Source organism: Glutamicibacter sp. NPDC087673 (assembly GCF_044743255.1).
Taxonomy (GTDB): domain Bacteria; phylum Actinomycetota; class Actinomycetes; order Actinomycetales; family Micrococcaceae; genus Glutamicibacter.
In genome coordinates this window covers 151,752-167,462 of sequence record NZ_JBIUWB010000002.1, presented here as the reverse complement: position 1 = coordinate 167,462, position 15,711 = coordinate 151,752, and the positions used below count along the sequence as shown (strand labels likewise).

At 60.7% G+C, this 15,711-nt stretch carries 16 protein-coding genes; 6 read left to right on the top strand and 10 right to left on the bottom strand.

What is annotated here, in order from left to right; translation table 11 throughout:
• Complete coding sequence (locus tag ACIOTL_RS05090) at window positions 1–1,224, bottom strand: acetyl-CoA C-acyltransferase (RefSeq protein ID WP_105656942.1); 1,224 nt, start codon at window positions 1,222–1,224, stop codon at window positions 1–3.
• Window positions 1,225–1,560: 336 nt separating this feature from the next.
• On the opposite strand from ACIOTL_RS05090, the gene ACIOTL_RS05085 reads away from it, so the two are divergent.
• A complete protein-coding gene (locus ACIOTL_RS05085) occupies window positions 1,561–2,988 on the top strand; it encodes an MFS transporter (RefSeq protein ID WP_332728231.1) in 1,428 nt (475 codons plus the stop codon).
• 72 nt (window positions 2,989–3,060) lie between these two features.
• Here ACIOTL_RS05085 and ACIOTL_RS05080 read toward each other — a convergent pair whose 3' ends face one another.
• Window positions 3,061–4,500, bottom strand: coding sequence for an amino acid permease (locus ACIOTL_RS05080; protein ID WP_105656944.1), 1,440 nt, complete (start codon window positions 4,498–4,500; stop codon window positions 3,061–3,063).
• Between the two features lie 185 nt (window positions 4,501–4,685).
• Between ACIOTL_RS05080 and ACIOTL_RS05075 the strand changes: the two genes are divergently transcribed.
• From ACIOTL_RS05075 to ACIOTL_RS05065, 3 genes are all read left to right on the top strand, one after another.
• Entirely contained in the window at window positions 4,686–5,648 is a 963-nt protein-coding gene (locus ACIOTL_RS05075; protein ID WP_181148809.1) for a 1,4-dihydroxy-2-naphthoyl-CoA synthase, read from the top strand.
• Window positions 5,649–5,675: 27 nt separating this feature from the next.
• Complete coding sequence (locus ACIOTL_RS05070; protein ID WP_105656945.1) at window positions 5,676–6,803, top strand: AMP-binding protein; 1,128 nt, start codon at window positions 5,676–5,678, stop codon at window positions 6,801–6,803.
• A gap of 75 nt (window positions 6,804–6,878) precedes the next feature.
• The gene (locus tag ACIOTL_RS05065) at window positions 6,879–7,763 is read left to right on the top strand and encodes a 1,4-dihydroxy-2-naphthoate polyprenyltransferase (protein ID WP_332485940.1); all 885 of its coding nucleotides are present in this window, start codon (window positions 6,879–6,881) and stop codon (window positions 7,761–7,763) included.
• A 133-nt stretch (window positions 7,764–7,896) separates the two neighbouring features.
• Here ACIOTL_RS05065 and ACIOTL_RS05060 read toward each other — a convergent pair whose 3' ends face one another.
• Complete coding sequence (locus tag ACIOTL_RS05060; RefSeq protein ID WP_105656947.1) at window positions 7,897–8,187, bottom strand: DUF4229 domain-containing protein; 291 nt, start codon at window positions 8,185–8,187, stop codon at window positions 7,897–7,899.
• Between the two features lie 53 nt (window positions 8,188–8,240).
• Between ACIOTL_RS05060 and ACIOTL_RS05055 the strand changes: the two genes are divergently transcribed.
• Window positions 8,241–8,684 carry a PLD nuclease N-terminal domain-containing protein gene (locus ACIOTL_RS05055; protein ID WP_105656948.1) on the top strand — a complete coding sequence of 148 codons (444 nt, stop codon included), beginning with the start codon at window positions 8,241–8,243 and terminating at the stop codon, window positions 8,682–8,684.
• Between the two features lie 265 nt (window positions 8,685–8,949).
• On the opposite strand, the gene ccsB is transcribed toward ACIOTL_RS05055, so the two are convergent.
• Genes ccsB through ACIOTL_RS05030 form a run of 5 tightly spaced genes read right to left on the bottom strand, consistent with a single transcriptional unit; the run spans window position 8,950 to window position 13,691 of the window.
• Window positions 8,950–10,014, bottom strand: a complete 1,065-nt coding sequence (gene ccsB / locus ACIOTL_RS05050; RefSeq protein ID WP_400341996.1) for a c-type cytochrome biogenesis protein CcsB — start codon at window positions 10,012–10,014, stop codon at window positions 8,950–8,952.
• The gene (locus tag ACIOTL_RS05045; RefSeq protein WP_133833583.1) at window positions 10,007–11,635 is read right to left on the bottom strand and encodes a cytochrome c biogenesis protein ResB; all 1,629 of its coding nucleotides are present in this window, start codon (window positions 11,633–11,635) and stop codon (window positions 10,007–10,009) included. The genes ccsB and ACIOTL_RS05045 overlap by 8 nt, the downstream gene beginning before the upstream one ends.
• Window positions 11,635–12,390, bottom strand: a complete 756-nt coding sequence (locus tag ACIOTL_RS05040; RefSeq protein ID WP_105656951.1) for a cytochrome c biogenesis CcdA family protein — start codon at window positions 12,388–12,390, stop codon at window positions 11,635–11,637. The genes ACIOTL_RS05045 and ACIOTL_RS05040 overlap by 1 nt, the downstream gene beginning before the upstream one ends.
• Before the next feature lie 8 nt (window positions 12,391–12,398).
• Window positions 12,399–12,992 (bottom strand): TlpA disulfide reductase family protein, encoded by a 594-nt coding sequence (locus ACIOTL_RS05035; RefSeq protein WP_332485937.1) that lies wholly within the window; start codon window positions 12,990–12,992, stop codon window positions 12,399–12,401.
• Between the two features lie 36 nt (window positions 12,993–13,028).
• Window positions 13,029–13,691 (bottom strand): histidine phosphatase family protein, encoded by a 663-nt coding sequence (locus ACIOTL_RS05030; RefSeq protein ID WP_105656953.1) that lies wholly within the window; start codon window positions 13,689–13,691, stop codon window positions 13,029–13,031.
• Window positions 13,692–13,864: 173 nt separating this feature from the next.
• On the opposite strand from ACIOTL_RS05030, the gene ACIOTL_RS05025 reads away from it, so the two are divergent.
• Window positions 13,865–14,641, top strand: coding sequence for a DUF3824 domain-containing protein (locus tag ACIOTL_RS05025; RefSeq protein ID WP_105656954.1), 777 nt, complete (start codon window positions 13,865–13,867; stop codon window positions 14,639–14,641).
• Window positions 14,642–14,747: 106 nt separating this feature from the next.
• Here the strand turns inward: ACIOTL_RS05025 and ACIOTL_RS05020 are convergent, their stop codons facing one another.
• Window positions 14,748–15,422, bottom strand: a complete 675-nt coding sequence (locus ACIOTL_RS05020) for a redox-sensing transcriptional repressor Rex (RefSeq protein WP_286134124.1) — start codon at window positions 15,420–15,422, stop codon at window positions 14,748–14,750.
• 27 nt (window positions 15,423–15,449) lie between these two features.
• Entirely contained in the window at window positions 15,450–15,695 is a 246-nt protein-coding gene (locus ACIOTL_RS05015) for a glutaredoxin family protein (RefSeq protein WP_332485935.1), read from the bottom strand.
• Between the last annotated feature and the right edge of the window lie 16 nt (window positions 15,696–15,711).

The following is a 15,711-nucleotide window of genomic DNA, read 5'->3' as shown; positions in this document are numbered from 1 at the left end:
CTAGACGCCTTCCAGCAAGATCGCGGTGCCTTGGCCCACGCCAACGCACATGGTGGCAATGCCCAGCTTGCGCTGCTCGGAAGCCAGCTCCCGTTCCATGCGGCCCAGCAGGGTGATGACAATGCGGGAACCGCTGGAACCCAGCGGATGGCCCAGCGAGATGGCGCCGCCGTCGCGGTTGACGATTCCTGCATCGACCCCCAGCTCGCGCATGCTGGCCAGGGACTGGCTGGCGAAGGCTTCATTGATTTCCATGGCACCGATCTGGTCAATGCCCAGTCCCGCGCGTTCAAGTACCTTGCGGGTCGCCGGGACCGGTCCCATGCCCATGATTTCTGGTTCCAGGCCCGCGGCCTGCCCGTCGACGATTCGGGCGCGAGGCGCCAGTCCGTACTTCTTGATGGCCCGTTCGGAGACCACGAGGATTGCCGACGCTCCGTCGTTCAGCGTCGACGCATTGCCAGCAGTGACGACGCTTCCTCCCTTGACTACTGGGCGCAGGGCGGAAAGCACATCCATGGTGGTCCCTGGCCGTGGCCCCTCGTCGGTGTCCACGATGCTCTCTGCCTTGCGTCCCTTGACAGTGACCGGAACGATTTCATCGCGGAAATGCCCGGCCTCGATGGCGGCAATGGCCTTGGCGTGGGATTCGACGGCGAACTGGTCGCAATCCTCACGCGAGATGTTGTAGACGCGGGCGACTTCCTCGGCGGTTTCCGGCATCGAGAAGGTGGCTTTGCCATCGCGCGAGTACTGGCCGGAGAGGAATTGCGGGTTGGTGAAGCGCCAGCCGATGGAGGTGTCGAAGGTTGCTCCCGGCTTGGCGAAGGCCTTGGAAGGCTTTTCCATGACCCAAGGTGCCCGCGACATGGATTCGGTGCCGCCGGCGATCACGATGTCCGCGGCGCCGGCCTTGATCATGTGGCTGGCCATAGTGATGGCGCTCATGCCCGAGGCGCAGAGGCGGTTGACCGTGATGCCCGGGACGGTCACGGGCAGGCCGGCCAGCAGCGCAGCCATGCGGGCAACATTGCGGTTCTCTTCGCCCGCGCCGTTGGCGTTTCCGTAGATGACTTCATCAACGTCGGCCGGATCGATGCCCGCGTCTTCAATGACTCGGCGAATAGTCAGCGCGGCCAGGTCATCGGGGCGCACAGCACTGAGCGCACCTCCATAACGGCCTACCGGCGTGCGTGCTCCACCTACGAGAAATGCCTCGGTCATCTGTGCTCCTTATGCCAAAATGATTAGTGACCCTCAACACCTAAACTTACCGACCATTCGTTCAATAATAAAGTCGCGGGTCGCCGGATTTTCACAATTGAGCATTTCCAGGCCGCCGGGACCACATGGCCGGGCCACGGGCCAACCCCCGTTCTGTCCGCAATTGCGGGCAATCAATTCCATGTCAGTGGTTGATTTTAGAAATTGATTCGAATAGCCTCTGGTATTTAACCGACTCCGGGGAACTCCCGGATCGTGGACCGCGGCCAAGGCGATGAATTCCTATCTGGCCTTAGGGCGATCGGTCGACGGAAAGCTGAAAACAACGGAGCAGCAATGCAACCGGAACATAGCCAGCCAAACGACAACTCGAATGCACATAATTTCGCTCCCGACCTGGACCATGACATCGGGCCGGACATGAACACGCAAGAAGGCCGGCAAGAAGTTCGCAAGGCCACTGCGGCATCTGCCATGGGCAACATGACCGAGTGGTTCGACTACGGTGTCTATGCCGTGGCCGTCACCTACATCACTGCCCACTTCTTCCCCACCGAGGGCGGCACCTTCATGGCCTTGGCCACCTTCGCCCTCTCCTTCCTGGTCCGCCCGATTGGCGGCCTGGTCTGGGGCCCGCTGGGCGACAAGCTGGGGCGCAAGAAGATCCTGGCCTTGACCATCATCATGATGTCGCTGGCCACCTTCCTCATCGGCATCCTGCCAACCTTCGAAGCCATTGGCGTCGCCGCGCCAATCCTGCTGGTTCTGCTGCGCATGATCCAGGGCTTCTCCACCGGTGGCGAGTACGGCGGCGCGGCAACCTTCATGGCCGAGTATGCGCCGGATCGCAAACGCGGCTTCTTCGGTTCCTTCTTGGAATTCGGCACCTTGGGCGGTTTCGCCCTCGGCACCGCCGTGATGCTGGGCCTGCAGGTGGTGCTCAGCGAGGAAGCCATGATGGCTTACGGCTGGCGCATCCCATTCTTCCTCGCTTTGCCCATGGGCCTGATCGGCCTGTACCTGCGTAGCAGATTGGAGGACACGCCGGTCTTCCAGGAGATGGAAGAATCCGGCGAAGCCCAGCAGGGCGGGTCGCTCAAGGAACTGGTGTTCACCTACTGGCGCCCCATGCTGACCATGACCGGACTGGTCATTGCGCTGAACGTCGTGAACTACACGTTGCTCAGCTACATGCCGACGTACCTGGAAACCCAGTTGGGGCTGGACCCCAACGCTTCGCTGGCCACCATCCTGATCGGCGAGGTGGCCATGATGGCCGTAATTCCATTTGCGGGCTCGCTTTCGGACAAGGTCGGACGCAAGCCAATGTGGTACGCCTCAGTCATTGGCCTGTTCGTCTTGGCAGTACCGATGTTCTGGCTGATGGGCAAGTCCTTCGCCTGGGCCATTGTCGGCTTCGCCGTGCTGGGTCTGCTCTACATTCCGCAGTTGGCCACGATTACCGCGACGTTCCCGGCGATGTTCCCTTCGCAGGTGCGCTTCGCAGGATTCGCGATTACCTACAACATCGCTACGGCGGTCTTCGGCGGCACCGCCGCGATGGTCAATGAAGCGGCCATCAATGCCACCGGTTTCCTGCTCTTCCCGGCCATCTACATGATGGCAGCGTGCGTGATTGGTGCGATCGCCATCAAGTTCATGCCGGAGACCGCCGGCGCTTCGCTGCGCGGCACCGCGATTCCCGATGCCTTGGACACCGGCATCCTCGCTGCGGTGCAGCGCGATGAAAACCGAACGTCCTGAGCCATCCAGCCGCCAAGGGGGCGCATCAGTTGAACTGCTCCCCTTGGCGGCTGGCGCATAATCGCTGGCGGCCTAGAAATCAATGCCCGGCCGGGCGTGCTTGCGAGCAAAATGCCATCCGCCCCACAACAGCAAGGCGAACACCGGAATTGTGGCGATCGTGTACAGCCCCACCGGGAAGACCTCGCCGTTTTCCCCGGTCAAGGTATCGAAAGAAATCAGGACGGTGATAACCAGCAAGGAAATCAATCCGACCCAACCGGTAATGGGCGACCCGGGCATGGGCAGCGAGGAAACAGAGCCCTTTTTCTTGCGCAGCATGAGCTGGCATCCGAAAATCGAGGCCCAGGTGAACAGCACGCCGATGGATGCGGTATTCAAGGCAAGGTCGAAGGCGAAGGAATCTCCGAGCCAGATGTTCAGGATGACGCCGGCAAGATAGACCACGCCCACGGTGATAATGCCGGTCGAGGGAACAAAGTGCTTGTTCATCTTCGCGAGCCACTGCGGAGCATGCCCATTGCCGCTCATGGTGCGCAGGATGCGGCCGATGGAATACAGGCCCGAGTTGCACGAGGACAGCGCAGCGGTAATCACCACCAGGTTCATCGCGCTGCCAACCCAGCCCAGGCCCATCTTCTCGAAGACCGTGACAAACGGGCTGACCCCGGATTCGTATTCGTTCCATGGCAGCACCATGGCCAGCAGGGAGACGCTGCCTACGTAGAAGACCAGGATGCGAACGACCACCGCACGGATTGCCGATGGAACTTCCTTTTCCGGGTTCTCCATCTCGCCGGCGGCAATGCCCACCAGTTCAATGGCGTTATAGGCGAAGATCACCGAGTTCAGGACCAGGATGCTGACGAAGAAACCACGGGGGAACATTCCGCCCTCGCCGTTCTCATCGCCGATGAAGAGGTTGGCCACCGACGCGGTGTGGTCTCCCACCTGTGCGTTGGTCACCACCATGTATGTACCCACGGCCAGGAACAGGACGATCGCGGTCACCTTGATGCAAGCTGCCCAGAACTCGAATTCTGCGAAAGCCTTGGCGCTGAAGAGGTTGATGGCCACCAGCAGCAGCAACGCGCAGAACGCGGAAACGGTTACCGGAACATTCGGGAAGAAATACTGGAAGTACAGGCCGATGGCGATCAGCTCGGCAATGCCGGTCATGATCCAATTCAGCACGTACATCCATCCGGAGATGAAGGCGCCCTTGGGGCCGAAGAGCTCAGCCGCATACGAGACGAAGGAACCGGAAGTCTGGCGGTACATGATCAGTTCGCCCAGTGCCCGCATCAGCAGGTAGGCCAATGCGCCAGCTACCAGATAGGACAGCACCAGCGCCGGACCGGTCGAGGCCAGGCGCCCGCCGGAGCCCATGAACAGGCCCACACCGATGGCTCCTCCGATCGCGATCATCTGGACGTGGCGGCGGCTCAGGGATTTCTTGTAGCCCTCGGCACTGATTTCCGGGGTTGCCGGGCGATGCTGACCAGATGGCATAGATGAACTCCTGACCTACGGACGCGTTCAATGAATCCGTGCAAAAATCGTGAAATGAATCCGGTGATTCACTGGATGGTCCAAGCCGTACGGGCGGGGATTCCACGCGCAACCGCGAGTCGGGCCGTGAAAAGTCTACTCCTCCTTTCTTAGAGTTCCGGACGAAACCGACTAGCATTCATAGGGTGAGTAGCCTGAATAATTCCGCATTGCCCGAGAAGGTCTCCGATGTCTTCGATCCAACGCGCTGGCGCGTGGTCGAGGGATTCGACTTCACCGACATCACTTACCATCGCCAGGTCCAGCGAGCGGCGGATGGAAGCATCGTGCGCGACCTTCCGACCGTGCGCATCGCTTTCGACCGCCCCGAGGTGCGCAACGCCTTCCGCCCGCACACCGTGGACGAGCTGTTCCGCGCCATGGATCATGCCCGCATGACCAGCGACGTGGCCACTGTCCTGCTGACCGGCAATGGCCCCTCGGAAAAGGACGGCGGACACGCATTCTGCTCCGGCGGCGACCAGCGCATCCGTGGCCGTGACGGCTACCGCTATGCCGAAGGCGAGACCCGCGAATCCATCGACCCGGCGCGTGCCGGGCGCCTGCACATCCTGGAAGTCCAGCGCCTGATGCGCACCATGCCCAAGGTTGTCCTCTGCGTCGTCAACGGCTGGGCTGCCGGTGGCGGCCATTCGCTGCACGTGGTCTCGGATCTGACCATTGCCTCGAAGCAGAACGGCAAGTTCAAGCAGACCGACGCTACCGTCGGTTCCTTCGATGCCGGATACGGTTCGGCATTGCTCGCCCGCCAGGTCGGGCAGAAGACCGCCCGCGAAATCTTCTTCCTTGCCCGCGAGTACTCGGCCGATGACATGGTCCGCATGGGCGCCGTCAACGAGTCGGTAGAGCACGAACGCCTCGAAGAGGTGGCCCTGGAGTACGCAGCCGACATCGCCCGCCAGTCCCCGCAGGCCATCCGCATGCTGAAGTTCGCTTTCAACTTGGCCGATGACGGCTTGGCCGGCCAGCAGGTCTTCGCTGGCGAAGCCACCCGCATGGCGTACATGACTGATGAGGCAGTAGAAGGACGCGACGCGTTCCTGGGCAAGCGCGACCCGGATTGGTCCAACTACCCTTACTACTTCTAATCTTCCGCGACGGAACGAGGACCGGATATGGACAGACAACTCTCTGAACTGCTCGCAGCCTTGGCCACGGCGGCCAATGACGGGGGGCCGGCCGTTGAGGTATTGCTCGATGAGAGCAACCCCAACGGCTGGCGCATCGAGTACTTGGCACCACAGGACCTGCCAGGTTTCGAGCAGCCCATGGCAGTGGTGCGGACTTCCGGTTCCACCGGCCGGGCCAAGCGCACGGTGCTCAGCGTTTCGGCGTTGGCATCCAGTGCGCAGGCCACGGCCGAGTTCCTCGGCTTCGAAGGCCAGTGGCTGCTGGCCTTGCCGGTGCACTATGTCGCGGGACTGAGCGTGCTGACGCGTTCATTGTTCGCCGGCACCAAGCCCGTGGTGATGGACACCGAGGGCAGCTTCTCGGCCACGGCATTCACCGAAGCCGCCAATCAAATGATCGACTCCCGCCGGATCACCTCGCTGGTTCCAACCCAGCTTGCCCGGCTGCTGGATAACCCGGCGCCGGAAACCTTGCAGGCGCTGAAGCGTTTCGACGCCATCCTCTTGGGCGGCGCGCGAGCCAGCAAGGACCTGCTGGTCAGCGCCCGACACCATGGGCTGAAGATTTTCCAGACCTATGGGTCCTCGGAAACTTCCGGCGGCCTGGTCTACAACGGCACGGCCCTTCCCGGCGTGCAGCTGGCAGCGCATGAGGGGCGCATCTGGGTCGCCGGCCCCATGCTCGCCGACGGATACGCCAACTCCCCCGAAGCCACCGCCGAGCACTTCATTGAACGCGATGGTGTCCGCTGGTACGTCACCGATGACCTGGGCACCGTTGAAAAACAGCGCTTGAAGATCATTGGACGCATCGATGATGTGATCAATACCGGGGGCATCAAGCTTTCGGCATCGAAGATTGAAGGGCTGCTGGAAGAATTCTTCACGCAGGCAATCGTGGTCCCGGTGCCCGATCCGCAATGGGGCCACAGCGTTGGCCTGGCCTATGCGGGCCCGACCAATACCGCCGATGCCTTCGAAGCGGTGCGCCGGACCTTGGGCAAGGAAGCGGTGCCCAAGCACGTGCGCCACTACCCTCTTGGCTTGCCGCAGCTGCCTAATGGCAAGTTCAATCGACAACTGGTCATCGAAGAACTAGGCGTTCGCGACTAGTCTCGATTCGCCTTGCACGCCTAATCGCGGGAAACTAGAGGGTACGAGTTTCCGCTTGCCCTGAAAGGACAGAAAGTGGCCACACTTTCCCAGTGGGTTTCTGGGGCGCGTTTGCGCACCTTGCCTATCGTCATTGCCCCGGTTGTCATCGGTACCGCAGCCGCGCTGGGCGAAACTGGAACCGTTCATTGGTTCCGTTTCGTCTTGGCTCTGCTGGTGGGCCTGCTGCTCCAGGTCGGAGTGAACTACTCCAACGACTACTCGGACGGCATCCGAGGCACCGATGACGAACGCGTCGGCCCGCTGCGCCTGACCGGTTCCAAGCTCACCGAGCCGAAGAACGTGCGCAATGCCGCTTTCGGCTGCTTCGGGCTAGCCGCCATCTTCGGTCTGGTCCTGGTCATCATTTCTTCCTCGTGGCCGCTGCTGCTGGTAGGCGTCGCCGCGATCTTCGCCGCTTGGGGCTACACCGGCGGCAAGAACCCCTACGGCTACCGCGGCTTGGGCGATATTTACGTTTTCATCTTCTTCGGCTTGGTCGCCACCTTGGGTACCACCTTCACCCAGATCAACCAGCTGACCATGGCTTCGCTGTGGGGTGCCATCGGCACCGGCCTGATTGGCTGCGCCCTGCTGATGGCCAATAATGTGCGAGACATTCCTACCGATAAAGAGGTGGGAAAGATTACCTTGGCGGTGCGCCTTGGCGAACACAATGCCCGCTTGAGCTACGTGCTGATGCTGGCGGTAGCCATCCTCCTCCCTTTGCTGGCCACCAGCGCCTTCCCATGGATGTGGCTGGTCCTGCTCACCTTCGTTCCTGCAGTGGCTCCATCGCTGCTGATGCTTCGCGAGCAGCAGCTGCCAATGCTGGTGCTGGTGCTCAAGCAGACCGGCATGGTCAATGTCGTATATGCGGTGCTCTTCTCCTTGGCTATCGCCATCGAGGTTTTGGCCTAGCCACCGCTGCAGAAGGAAAAACGAGATGGGCTGGCCGGATCAATTGATCCGGCCAGCCCATCTCGTTAATTGTCATGCCGGCCATGCGTGAATGGCTGGCTATGCAGTTCGAGGTGAACCTGCGTGGGGAAATTTACTCGGCGCCAGGGGTCTGCTTGCGCTGTGATTCGTCGAATTCATCCTCAACGGCTTCATCAGCTAGCTGCATCCTGGTCTTGTTTGCCGAGGTCTTGCTGAAAGCGTTGCGGATATCTTCGTTCGCCTTTAGCCGAAGTTTATTGAAGAAAAGGTAGGCCACCGCGAAGGCCACGACCAGGCCAATAATTCCGGAAACGAAGATTGGCCACTTCATACCTAACCAGAGGCCCAAGAAAACGGCTAGGAATATGCCTAGGCGGATAACGGTATATTTCACAAACTGCATAGTCTCAATTCTACCGGTGAACCTGTGAACAGGATTATCACTAGAATGGAAGCATGGTCCGCTTATTGATTTTCGCCGCAGTGGTTTCGGTTGCTTTGACGATTTATACCCTGATCGAATGCGCTCGTGCAGAGCGCCGCAGCATTCGTTCATTGCCTAAGCCTGCGTGGATTGCGGTCGTCATCCTCCTTCCGCTAATCGGAGCCGGTTTGTGGTTCCTCCTAGGTCGCCCTGTTGCGTCAAATGGCACCCCTGCGCAGAAGTCCATGGCTCCGGACGACGATGAGGATTTCCTGCGCCAGCTGGAGGTCTGGCGCCGCCAGCAACAGCGTGAAGCCGACTCGAAAGCGCGTGAGCAAGACCTCACTAAACGTGAAGACGTGCAGAAGGCCGATGGCGAGAAACCAGCCAAGCCTGAGGCCAAGGAACCGAAGCCAGGTGCAGAACGCAAGAACAAGCCAGAAGGCACCGACAGCTCTTCGTCTGAAACCGAATAACCCCCTAGTACTGCCGGGATCCCGGCAACCAGCCCAGCACGCGTGCCAGCGCCGCTGGGCTTTTTCATGCCTCGTGAGAACTTCGGGCATTCTTGCAGGCGGCCAGGGACGCGGGGCTTCCTCTACGGGCGCTGGAGGGGCGGACGGGGGCAGGCGCCGGTCAGTGCCCCGCACTTGAGTACCAGGGCCCGCAACGAACGCTTAAAGTACTGCGAGCGGCCTCCCCGCTAAAGGGAAACCGCTCGCAGTGCTGGATTCTTAGGAACTAGACTCCGGCGTAGGAGTGCAGACCGTCGAAGAAGATATTCACGATGGTGAAGTTGAAGACCACGCACAGGAAACCGATGATCGACAACCAGGCCGAGCGTGGGCCCGTCCAGCCACCGGTGGCACGGGCGTGCAGGTAGCCTGCGTAGACAACCCAGATCACGAAGGACCAGACTTCCTTTGGATCCCAGCCCCAGTAGCGGCTCCAAGCGGCCTCAGCCCAGATCGCACCAGCGATGACAGTGAAGGTCCACATCACGAAGCCGATGGTGTTGATGCGGTAGGCGAAGTTCTCCAATGCGCCGGCACCTGGCACCACGCGCATGAAGGGCAGCTTGTCGTCCTGTCCAGCGGCCAGCCGGTTCATGCGAGCATGCTGTACCAGCTGCAGCACATTCATGGCGAAGCTGATGGCGAACAGTGCCGATGCCAGGACGGCGATGGAGACGTGAATGACGATCCATGGCGACTGCAGGGCAGGAACGAGGTGGCCAACCGGTGTCGGGAAGCCGATGGTGGCACCGCACAGCATCAAGGTGACCAGGCCGGAGATGAAGGATCCCATGAAGCGCAGGTCCTTGAAGATCAGCACCAGCAAGAAGACCAGAGCCACCAGGAATGCACCGGTGGACAGGAACTCGTACATGTTGCCCCAGGGCACTCGGTGCGCGGCTATCGCACGGGAAACCACGGCACCGCCGTGCAGGGCAGCGGCCAGCCACATCAGCACCACGGCAATGCGAGCCGTGGGGCGCTTGGCCGACAACTGCGTGTACTCCATCTTGTCGGTCACGATATGCTCGCCGACGTTGTCGGCACGCACAGCGGCACCCCGGCGCGAACGGGACTTGGTGCCCACGGCGCCGCCGGCGCTAACCAGCAGTTCCTCGTCGCGCTTGAGCGCTTCGGAATCCATTTCGCTGATGGACTTGTTGGTCTTTGCCAGGTCCAAGGCGAAAATGATGAAGACCACTCCGTAGACCATGGCGGCCAGCAGCATGAACAACTGGCTGTATTCACCCAGCGTTTCATTGATTGGCGCTAATGCCCCAGCGTTATCCATTTACTGCTCCTTGGTTCTGCTCCTGGCTTGCCAATGGCCAAGCCTTGTCAAAGATCTTCTGTAGTTCTGCAGCTTCGCGTTCCAGACGCGGATCCTCGCCACGTGCCAGCAGTGCGTACTCGATACTACGCTTGCCGTTTTCTTGTTTCAGCTTCACCCAGACGCGGCGACGCGGGGTGAACAGCGAGACCGCAAGGCCGATCAGCGCCAGACCTGAGAAAATGCCGATTGGCAGCTTGCCCGGGTCATGATTGATGTCCAATGCAACGAAGCGCTTGAGGTCGTCAAAGGTAATCGAGCCCTTGCCGTCGGGCAGCTCGTAGGTCTGCCCCGCTTCGAGGATGATGCCGCCGGCATCCAAATCACGGCTGTTCAGCGGTTCCATCTTCTCCGTGTCCAGCACGAACACGTTTTGCGGGTTGCCGTCGTCAAGGCCCAGATCCCCGAAGTACGAGTTCAGGTGCAGCTGGGGGTTGATGGCGTTGGGATCGCCCGAGATGCCGAAGCCGTTCTCATCCACCAGTGCGGTTGGCAGCAAGAAGCCCTGGAAGCCCAGCTGCGATGGCTCGGCGTCCGGAACCTTCAGCACGAACATCGAGGTGTAGACCGAATCCTGCGGAATGGAAACCGCCGGGCCGGAATAGGAGACATTGCCGTTGCCATCCTTGACGGTGATCACCGGGGCGTAGCCATTGCCGACCAGGTACACGTCACCGCCGCTGATCCGCAGCGGATGGTTGACCTTCAGCTCCTGCTTCACTGGCTCGGCATCGGGCGATTCGCGCACCTTGACGTGGGCGGTGAAGTCCAGCGGCTGTCCGAAATGCGATTCGGATTCGCGGTCGAAGATGATGTCGAATTTGTCCAGCGTCACAGCAAAGGGCGGCAAATTATCGGCATTGAAGCCGGTGCCCGGGGTGAAGGAGTCGTAGGCCACCAGCGAATTCACGAAGGTCTCCCCCTCGACAACCACGCGCTGCCCGGTGTAGCCCAGGGCTCCGCCGATCGCGGCCGAAGCCAGTACGCCCATCAGCGAGATGTGGAAGAGCAGGTTGCCGATTTCGCGGGTATACCCGCGCTCTGCGGCAACCGAGGCCCCGGTGGCATCCTCGCGGCGCTCGACACGGTAGCCGCGCTTCTTCAGGATCCTGAACGAATCCTCGATGACCTGCTGGTCATCGGGCGTATCCGTCTCGCCTTCCAGAATTTCATGCGAGCTGTACTGGGGAAGTCGTTCCAGGCGCACCGGGGTCCTCGGCGGCGGGGTGCGCAAGGCTTTGGCGTGCTTCTTCACACGCGGGATGATGCAGCCAATCAGCGAGACGAACAGCAAGATGTAGATCGCGGAGAACCACACCGATGAATACACTTCGAACATCTGGAAGCGATCCAGCCATGGACCAGCGGTGGTGTGCTGTTCCAGGTACTGGGCTACAGATTCGGGGTTGGCGTCGCGTTGCGGGAAGATCGATCCCGGTACCGCAGCGACGGCGAGCAGCAACAGCAGGAACAAGGCTGTTGGCATCGATGTCAGCTGGGTCCAGATCCAACGCATGGAACCCATGAATCCCAGAGCAGGCGCGTCGCCAGTTCCCTTGGAATTCCGTTGTTGTTTCGCCATTAAATTGGCAACCTCACTTCATTGGCAAACCAGTTTTGCAGTTCTGCTACCCATGTTCCCCACAGACCGGTCACCATGACCAGTCCCAAGGCAATGAGTAGTACCCCGCCCAAACGCATGATGAAAACCTGGTGCTTGCGGAAGAACGCCAGCGCCTGCATGCCGCGCTGCAACCCCATTGCAATCAGGATGAAGGGCAAACCCAATCCGAGGCAATAGAACACAGTCAGGAGCGTTCCACGCCCTACGTTCGCGTCCACACCGGTGGACATGATCAGTACCGCACTCAAGGTGGGGCCGATGCACGGTGCCCACCCCAGGCCGAAGGTCAGCCCCAGAACCGGGGCACCCCACAGGCCTGCGGGCGGTTTCCTGTGGATCTTGCGGTCACGCTGCATCCAGGAGAAGCCGCCCATGAACACGATGCCCATGAAGACCACGACCAGGCCCAATGCCTGGGTGACCCAGGAGCCGTTGAACCTGAGCCACGCGGAGGCCTGGCTGAAAAGCACGCCCGCTGCGATGAAGACCACGGAGAATCCCAGGACAAAGAGCAGTACGCCGGAGACCACGCGGCCGCGCCGGTGCTCCTTCAGATCCGCACCAGTCAACCCGGTGACGTAACCGAGGTAGCCCGGCACCAGCGGCAGGACGCAAGGCGAAAGGAAGGAGACCAGCCCGGCCAGCAGTGCTACTGGGGCAGCCAGCAGCAACGACCCGTCCAGGACGATGTCGGCAAAGGGATTAGTGGTCACTGATCAGCTCACAACTCTTCGGTCAGAGCGGAGTCGATCAATGACTTCAGGGTGCCAGGCTCTACGGCACCGATCACGCGGGCACGGACACGGCCCTGGCGGTCCAGCACCAAGGTGGATGGAACCGCTTGCAACGGGACGTACTTGGTCATCGCCAGCTGGATGTCCCCGGAGGTATCCTGTACCGACTCATAGGGAATCTCGAAAGTGCGCTCGAAGGCCTTCGCCGCTTCGGCTTCATCGCGTACGTTGACGCCAATGAATTCGACTTTCTCGCCGAAGCCTTCAGCGATTTCCTTCAGATCCGGTGCCTCGATGCGGCACGGAGCGCAGGCGGCATACCAGAAGTTCATGACTACGGGCTTGCCCTGCCACTGCGTGAAGTCGATATCGGTGCCATGGTAGGTGGTGGCCTTGAGGGCAACCGGTTCGCTGCGCTTGGAAACTTCGTACTCTTCCACGGCGCCGTCGCCAGCGATGTAGTTCTTGCCGTCGCCGCTGTTTGCTTGCGCGGTCAGCGCATCTTCCTTGCCGCTGCAGGCAGCCAAGGGCACCACGGCGGCGGCAACCATGAGCGAACGCAACATGGTGCGGCGGCTCAAGTGGCGAGGATTAGGCACAGGATCTGTCATTTTGCTTTAGGCTCCAGGGATATTCGCCGCGCCGGCAAGCAGCTCGGGGCACGGTTCGGTGTAACGCACGGAGACCAATTCGTCTCCCTCAAAATCAAAGCTGGTGATGGAAGCCAGGGTGCACTCGCGCTGGCGCGGATCGTGCCACAGCGGCTTCTTCTCGGCGGCGCGGCGCGTAACCCAGATCGGCAGCTGGTGGCTGACGATAATGACTTCCGCTCCTTCGCCGTGCTCGGCGAGGGCGGCCTTGCGGTGCTCATCCATGGCCAGGCGCATGCGAGCAACCTGCTGGGCATATGGTTCGCCCCATGAAGGCTTCAGCGGGTTGACCAGCAGCGGCCAGTACTTCGGCTGACGCAGGTGCTCCGCAACCTTGGACAGCCCTTCCAGCTTGTTGCCGGCTTCGATAACCCGCTCGTCGGTGTGGACCTGCAGATCCAGAGCATTGGAGGTCGGCGCGGCTGTCTGCTGGGCTCGCAGGAGCGGTGAGGCCACCAGACGCACCACGTTGCCGCCTTCTGCTTGGCGCTTGGCAAAATATTCTCCTGCCCCATCGGCCATCTGGAATCCGAGTTCCGAGAGCCCGAAGCCGGGGATCCTGCCGTAGAGCATACGGTCAGGGTTGAAAACTTCCCCGTGGCGCAACAAATGGACGGTCGATAAAGGCATGCCTCCAGTGTCTCAAATATTCGGTGCAAATTAGCCATATTGTGGCCACCGTCAACTATTCACAGGACACGCATTGGAATCCCATATGGAAAAACCATCCTTTCGGAGGGGTTGCTCACAATCGACTGCCACTACGCTTAGTCAATAAGACAGTTCGACCAGAAGGACGCATCATGAGCGACAACGATCCTAACCAGCCGGGCCAGCCCTACAACCCGGGCCCTTCCGGCCAGGGTTCATCGCAGAACCCGTACGGCGAAAACCCCTACGGCCAGCAGCCCTCGCCGTACGGCCAGAACCCGTACGGCCAGAATCCGAATCCTTACGGGCAACCGCAGGCACCGGGCTACGACCAGTATGCCCAGCAGGGAGGTTACGCCGGCGTGCAGCCGCCGACCGAGCGGCCACGGACCTTGGCTATCGCCTTTGGCTTGATCATGCTCGCGGGCATCTTCAGTGCCCTCGCCAGCTGGCTGATGACCAACTCCAACATGATGGCCAACATGATTGGCCAGCAGTGGTCGCTGGTGCAAGAAGAGTTCCAGAACCAGATGCAGAGCACCCCGGGCATGGAGCAGGATCCACTGGTTGAACAGATGATGGCAAGCCCTGAGGCCTTCATGGCCCAGGTCAATTCCATGATGTCGACCTTCGTGATTATCTCCATGATCATCACCTTGGCCCTGTATTTCCTGGTGGGCTTCTTCGTTGGCCGCGGCGTGGGCGCCATGCGAATTATCGCCACGATCCTCGGTGCGCTTTCACTGCTGAATCTGGTGACTATCGTTCCAATGATCAGCATGTTCGCTGACACTCAAGCCGGAATTATCAACGCTGTCTACGTTGTGGGCATCTTGTTGGGCATTGCAGGCGTGGTCTTCGCCTGGTTGCGCCCTTCTTCGCAATACATTGCGCAGCGCCGCCAGGCTCGCCTGGCCGGCTTCCGCTAAACGCATGGCCGAGCCTCTTCGCGAGGCCCTGCAGGGACAATAAAGGCGTAGCCGCTCCATCCACCCAAGGGATGACGCGGCTACGCCTTTTCTCGTCTGCGCGGCTTCAGCCTTGAACGGCGAGGTATGCCAGGATCTGCAATTCAGTGGAAAGATCAACGCGCCGCAGGTTCATGCCCGCGGGTACGCGAAGCGGCATCGGTGCGAACGAGAGCACCGAGCGGACCGAAAGCGCGGCCAGTTCGTAGACCAGGTCCTGCGCAGCATCGCCCGGAATTGCCAGAACAGCGATGTTGATTTCTTCGCGTTCAACCACTGCGGCCAAGTCCGCGATCGCTTCCACGTGCAGCTCGCCGACCGGGCTGCCGACCAGTGCGGGGTCGATATCCAGGATCGCCTTGACGTTGAAGCCACGAGTCCTGAAGCCTGCATATCCGCTGAGCGCGCGCCCCAGGTTACCGGCGCCGAGGATGGCCACACGCCAGTCCTGGTTCAGGCCGAGGGTGCGGCTGATATGTTCTGCCAGTTCGCGGACCACGTAGCCCACCCCGCGGGTTCCGTAGGAACCCAACCAGGAAAGGTCTTTGCGCAGGATGGAGGGGTTCACTCCAGCTTCCTTGGCCAGCACCCCGGAACTGGTGCGTTCCAGGCCCTGGGCTTCCAAGGCGTTCAGCGCGCGCAAGTACTGGGTCAGTCGAGCCAGCGTGGCCTCAGGCAGGACCCGGGCTTCAAGCTCTGACATCTTCGTTCTCCCGCACTTTTCGGTGCTCTTGAAGAGCACAACGCATTTTCATTTATTCGGCAGCGGCTAGCTGCTCAGTAGTCGTTCCAGACGCTGTGCGTCGATGTGCCAGAAGTCGCGGACTTCTCCGTTGATCAGCAGAACCGGCACTTCCTCGTGGTGCTTGGCCAGCAATTCAGGGTGCTGGTCAATATCCAGTTCGGAAAACTCCATATTCAACCGGCCAGTCACCTCGGCCACGGTTGCGCGTGCGGCCTGGCACAGGTGGCAGCCTTCTCGAACCAACAGCTGGATCTGATTCAAAGTACTCACCTGCCTATAATCTCAC

Bases quoted from the DNA above. Each gene is read 5' to 3' on its own strand.
- ACIOTL_RS05090 (WP_105656942.1), bottom strand. From the start codon at position 1,224: ATGACCGAGGCATTTCTCGTAGGTGGAGCACGCACGCCGGTAGGCCGT.
- ACIOTL_RS05085 (WP_332728231.1), top strand. From the start codon at position 1,561: ATGCAACCGGAACATAGCCAGCCAAACGACAACTCGAATGCACATAAT.
- ACIOTL_RS05080 (WP_105656944.1), bottom strand. From the start codon at position 4,500: ATGCCATCTGGTCAGCATCGCCCGGCAACCCCGGAAATCAGTGCCGAG.
- ACIOTL_RS05070 (WP_105656945.1), top strand. From the start codon at position 5,676: ATGGACAGACAACTCTCTGAACTGCTCGCAGCCTTGGCCACGGCGGCC.
- ACIOTL_RS05060 (WP_105656947.1), bottom strand. From the start codon at position 8,187: ATGCAGTTTGTGAAATATACCGTTATCCGCCTAGGCATATTCCTAGCC.
- ACIOTL_RS05055 (WP_105656948.1), top strand. From the start codon at position 8,241: ATGGTCCGCTTATTGATTTTCGCCGCAGTGGTTTCGGTTGCTTTGACG.
- ccsB (WP_400341996.1), bottom strand. From the start codon at position 10,014: ATGGATAACGCTGGGGCATTAGCGCCAATCAATGAAACGCTGGGTGAA.
- ACIOTL_RS05045 (WP_133833583.1), bottom strand. From the start codon at position 11,635: ATGGCGAAACAACAACGGAATTCCAAGGGAACTGGCGACGCGCCTGCT.
- ACIOTL_RS05030 (WP_105656953.1), bottom strand. From the start codon at position 13,691: ATGCCTTTATCGACCGTCCATTTGTTGCGCCACGGGGAAGTTTTCAAC.
- ACIOTL_RS05025 (WP_105656954.1), top strand. From the start codon at position 13,865: ATGAGCGACAACGATCCTAACCAGCCGGGCCAGCCCTACAACCCGGGC.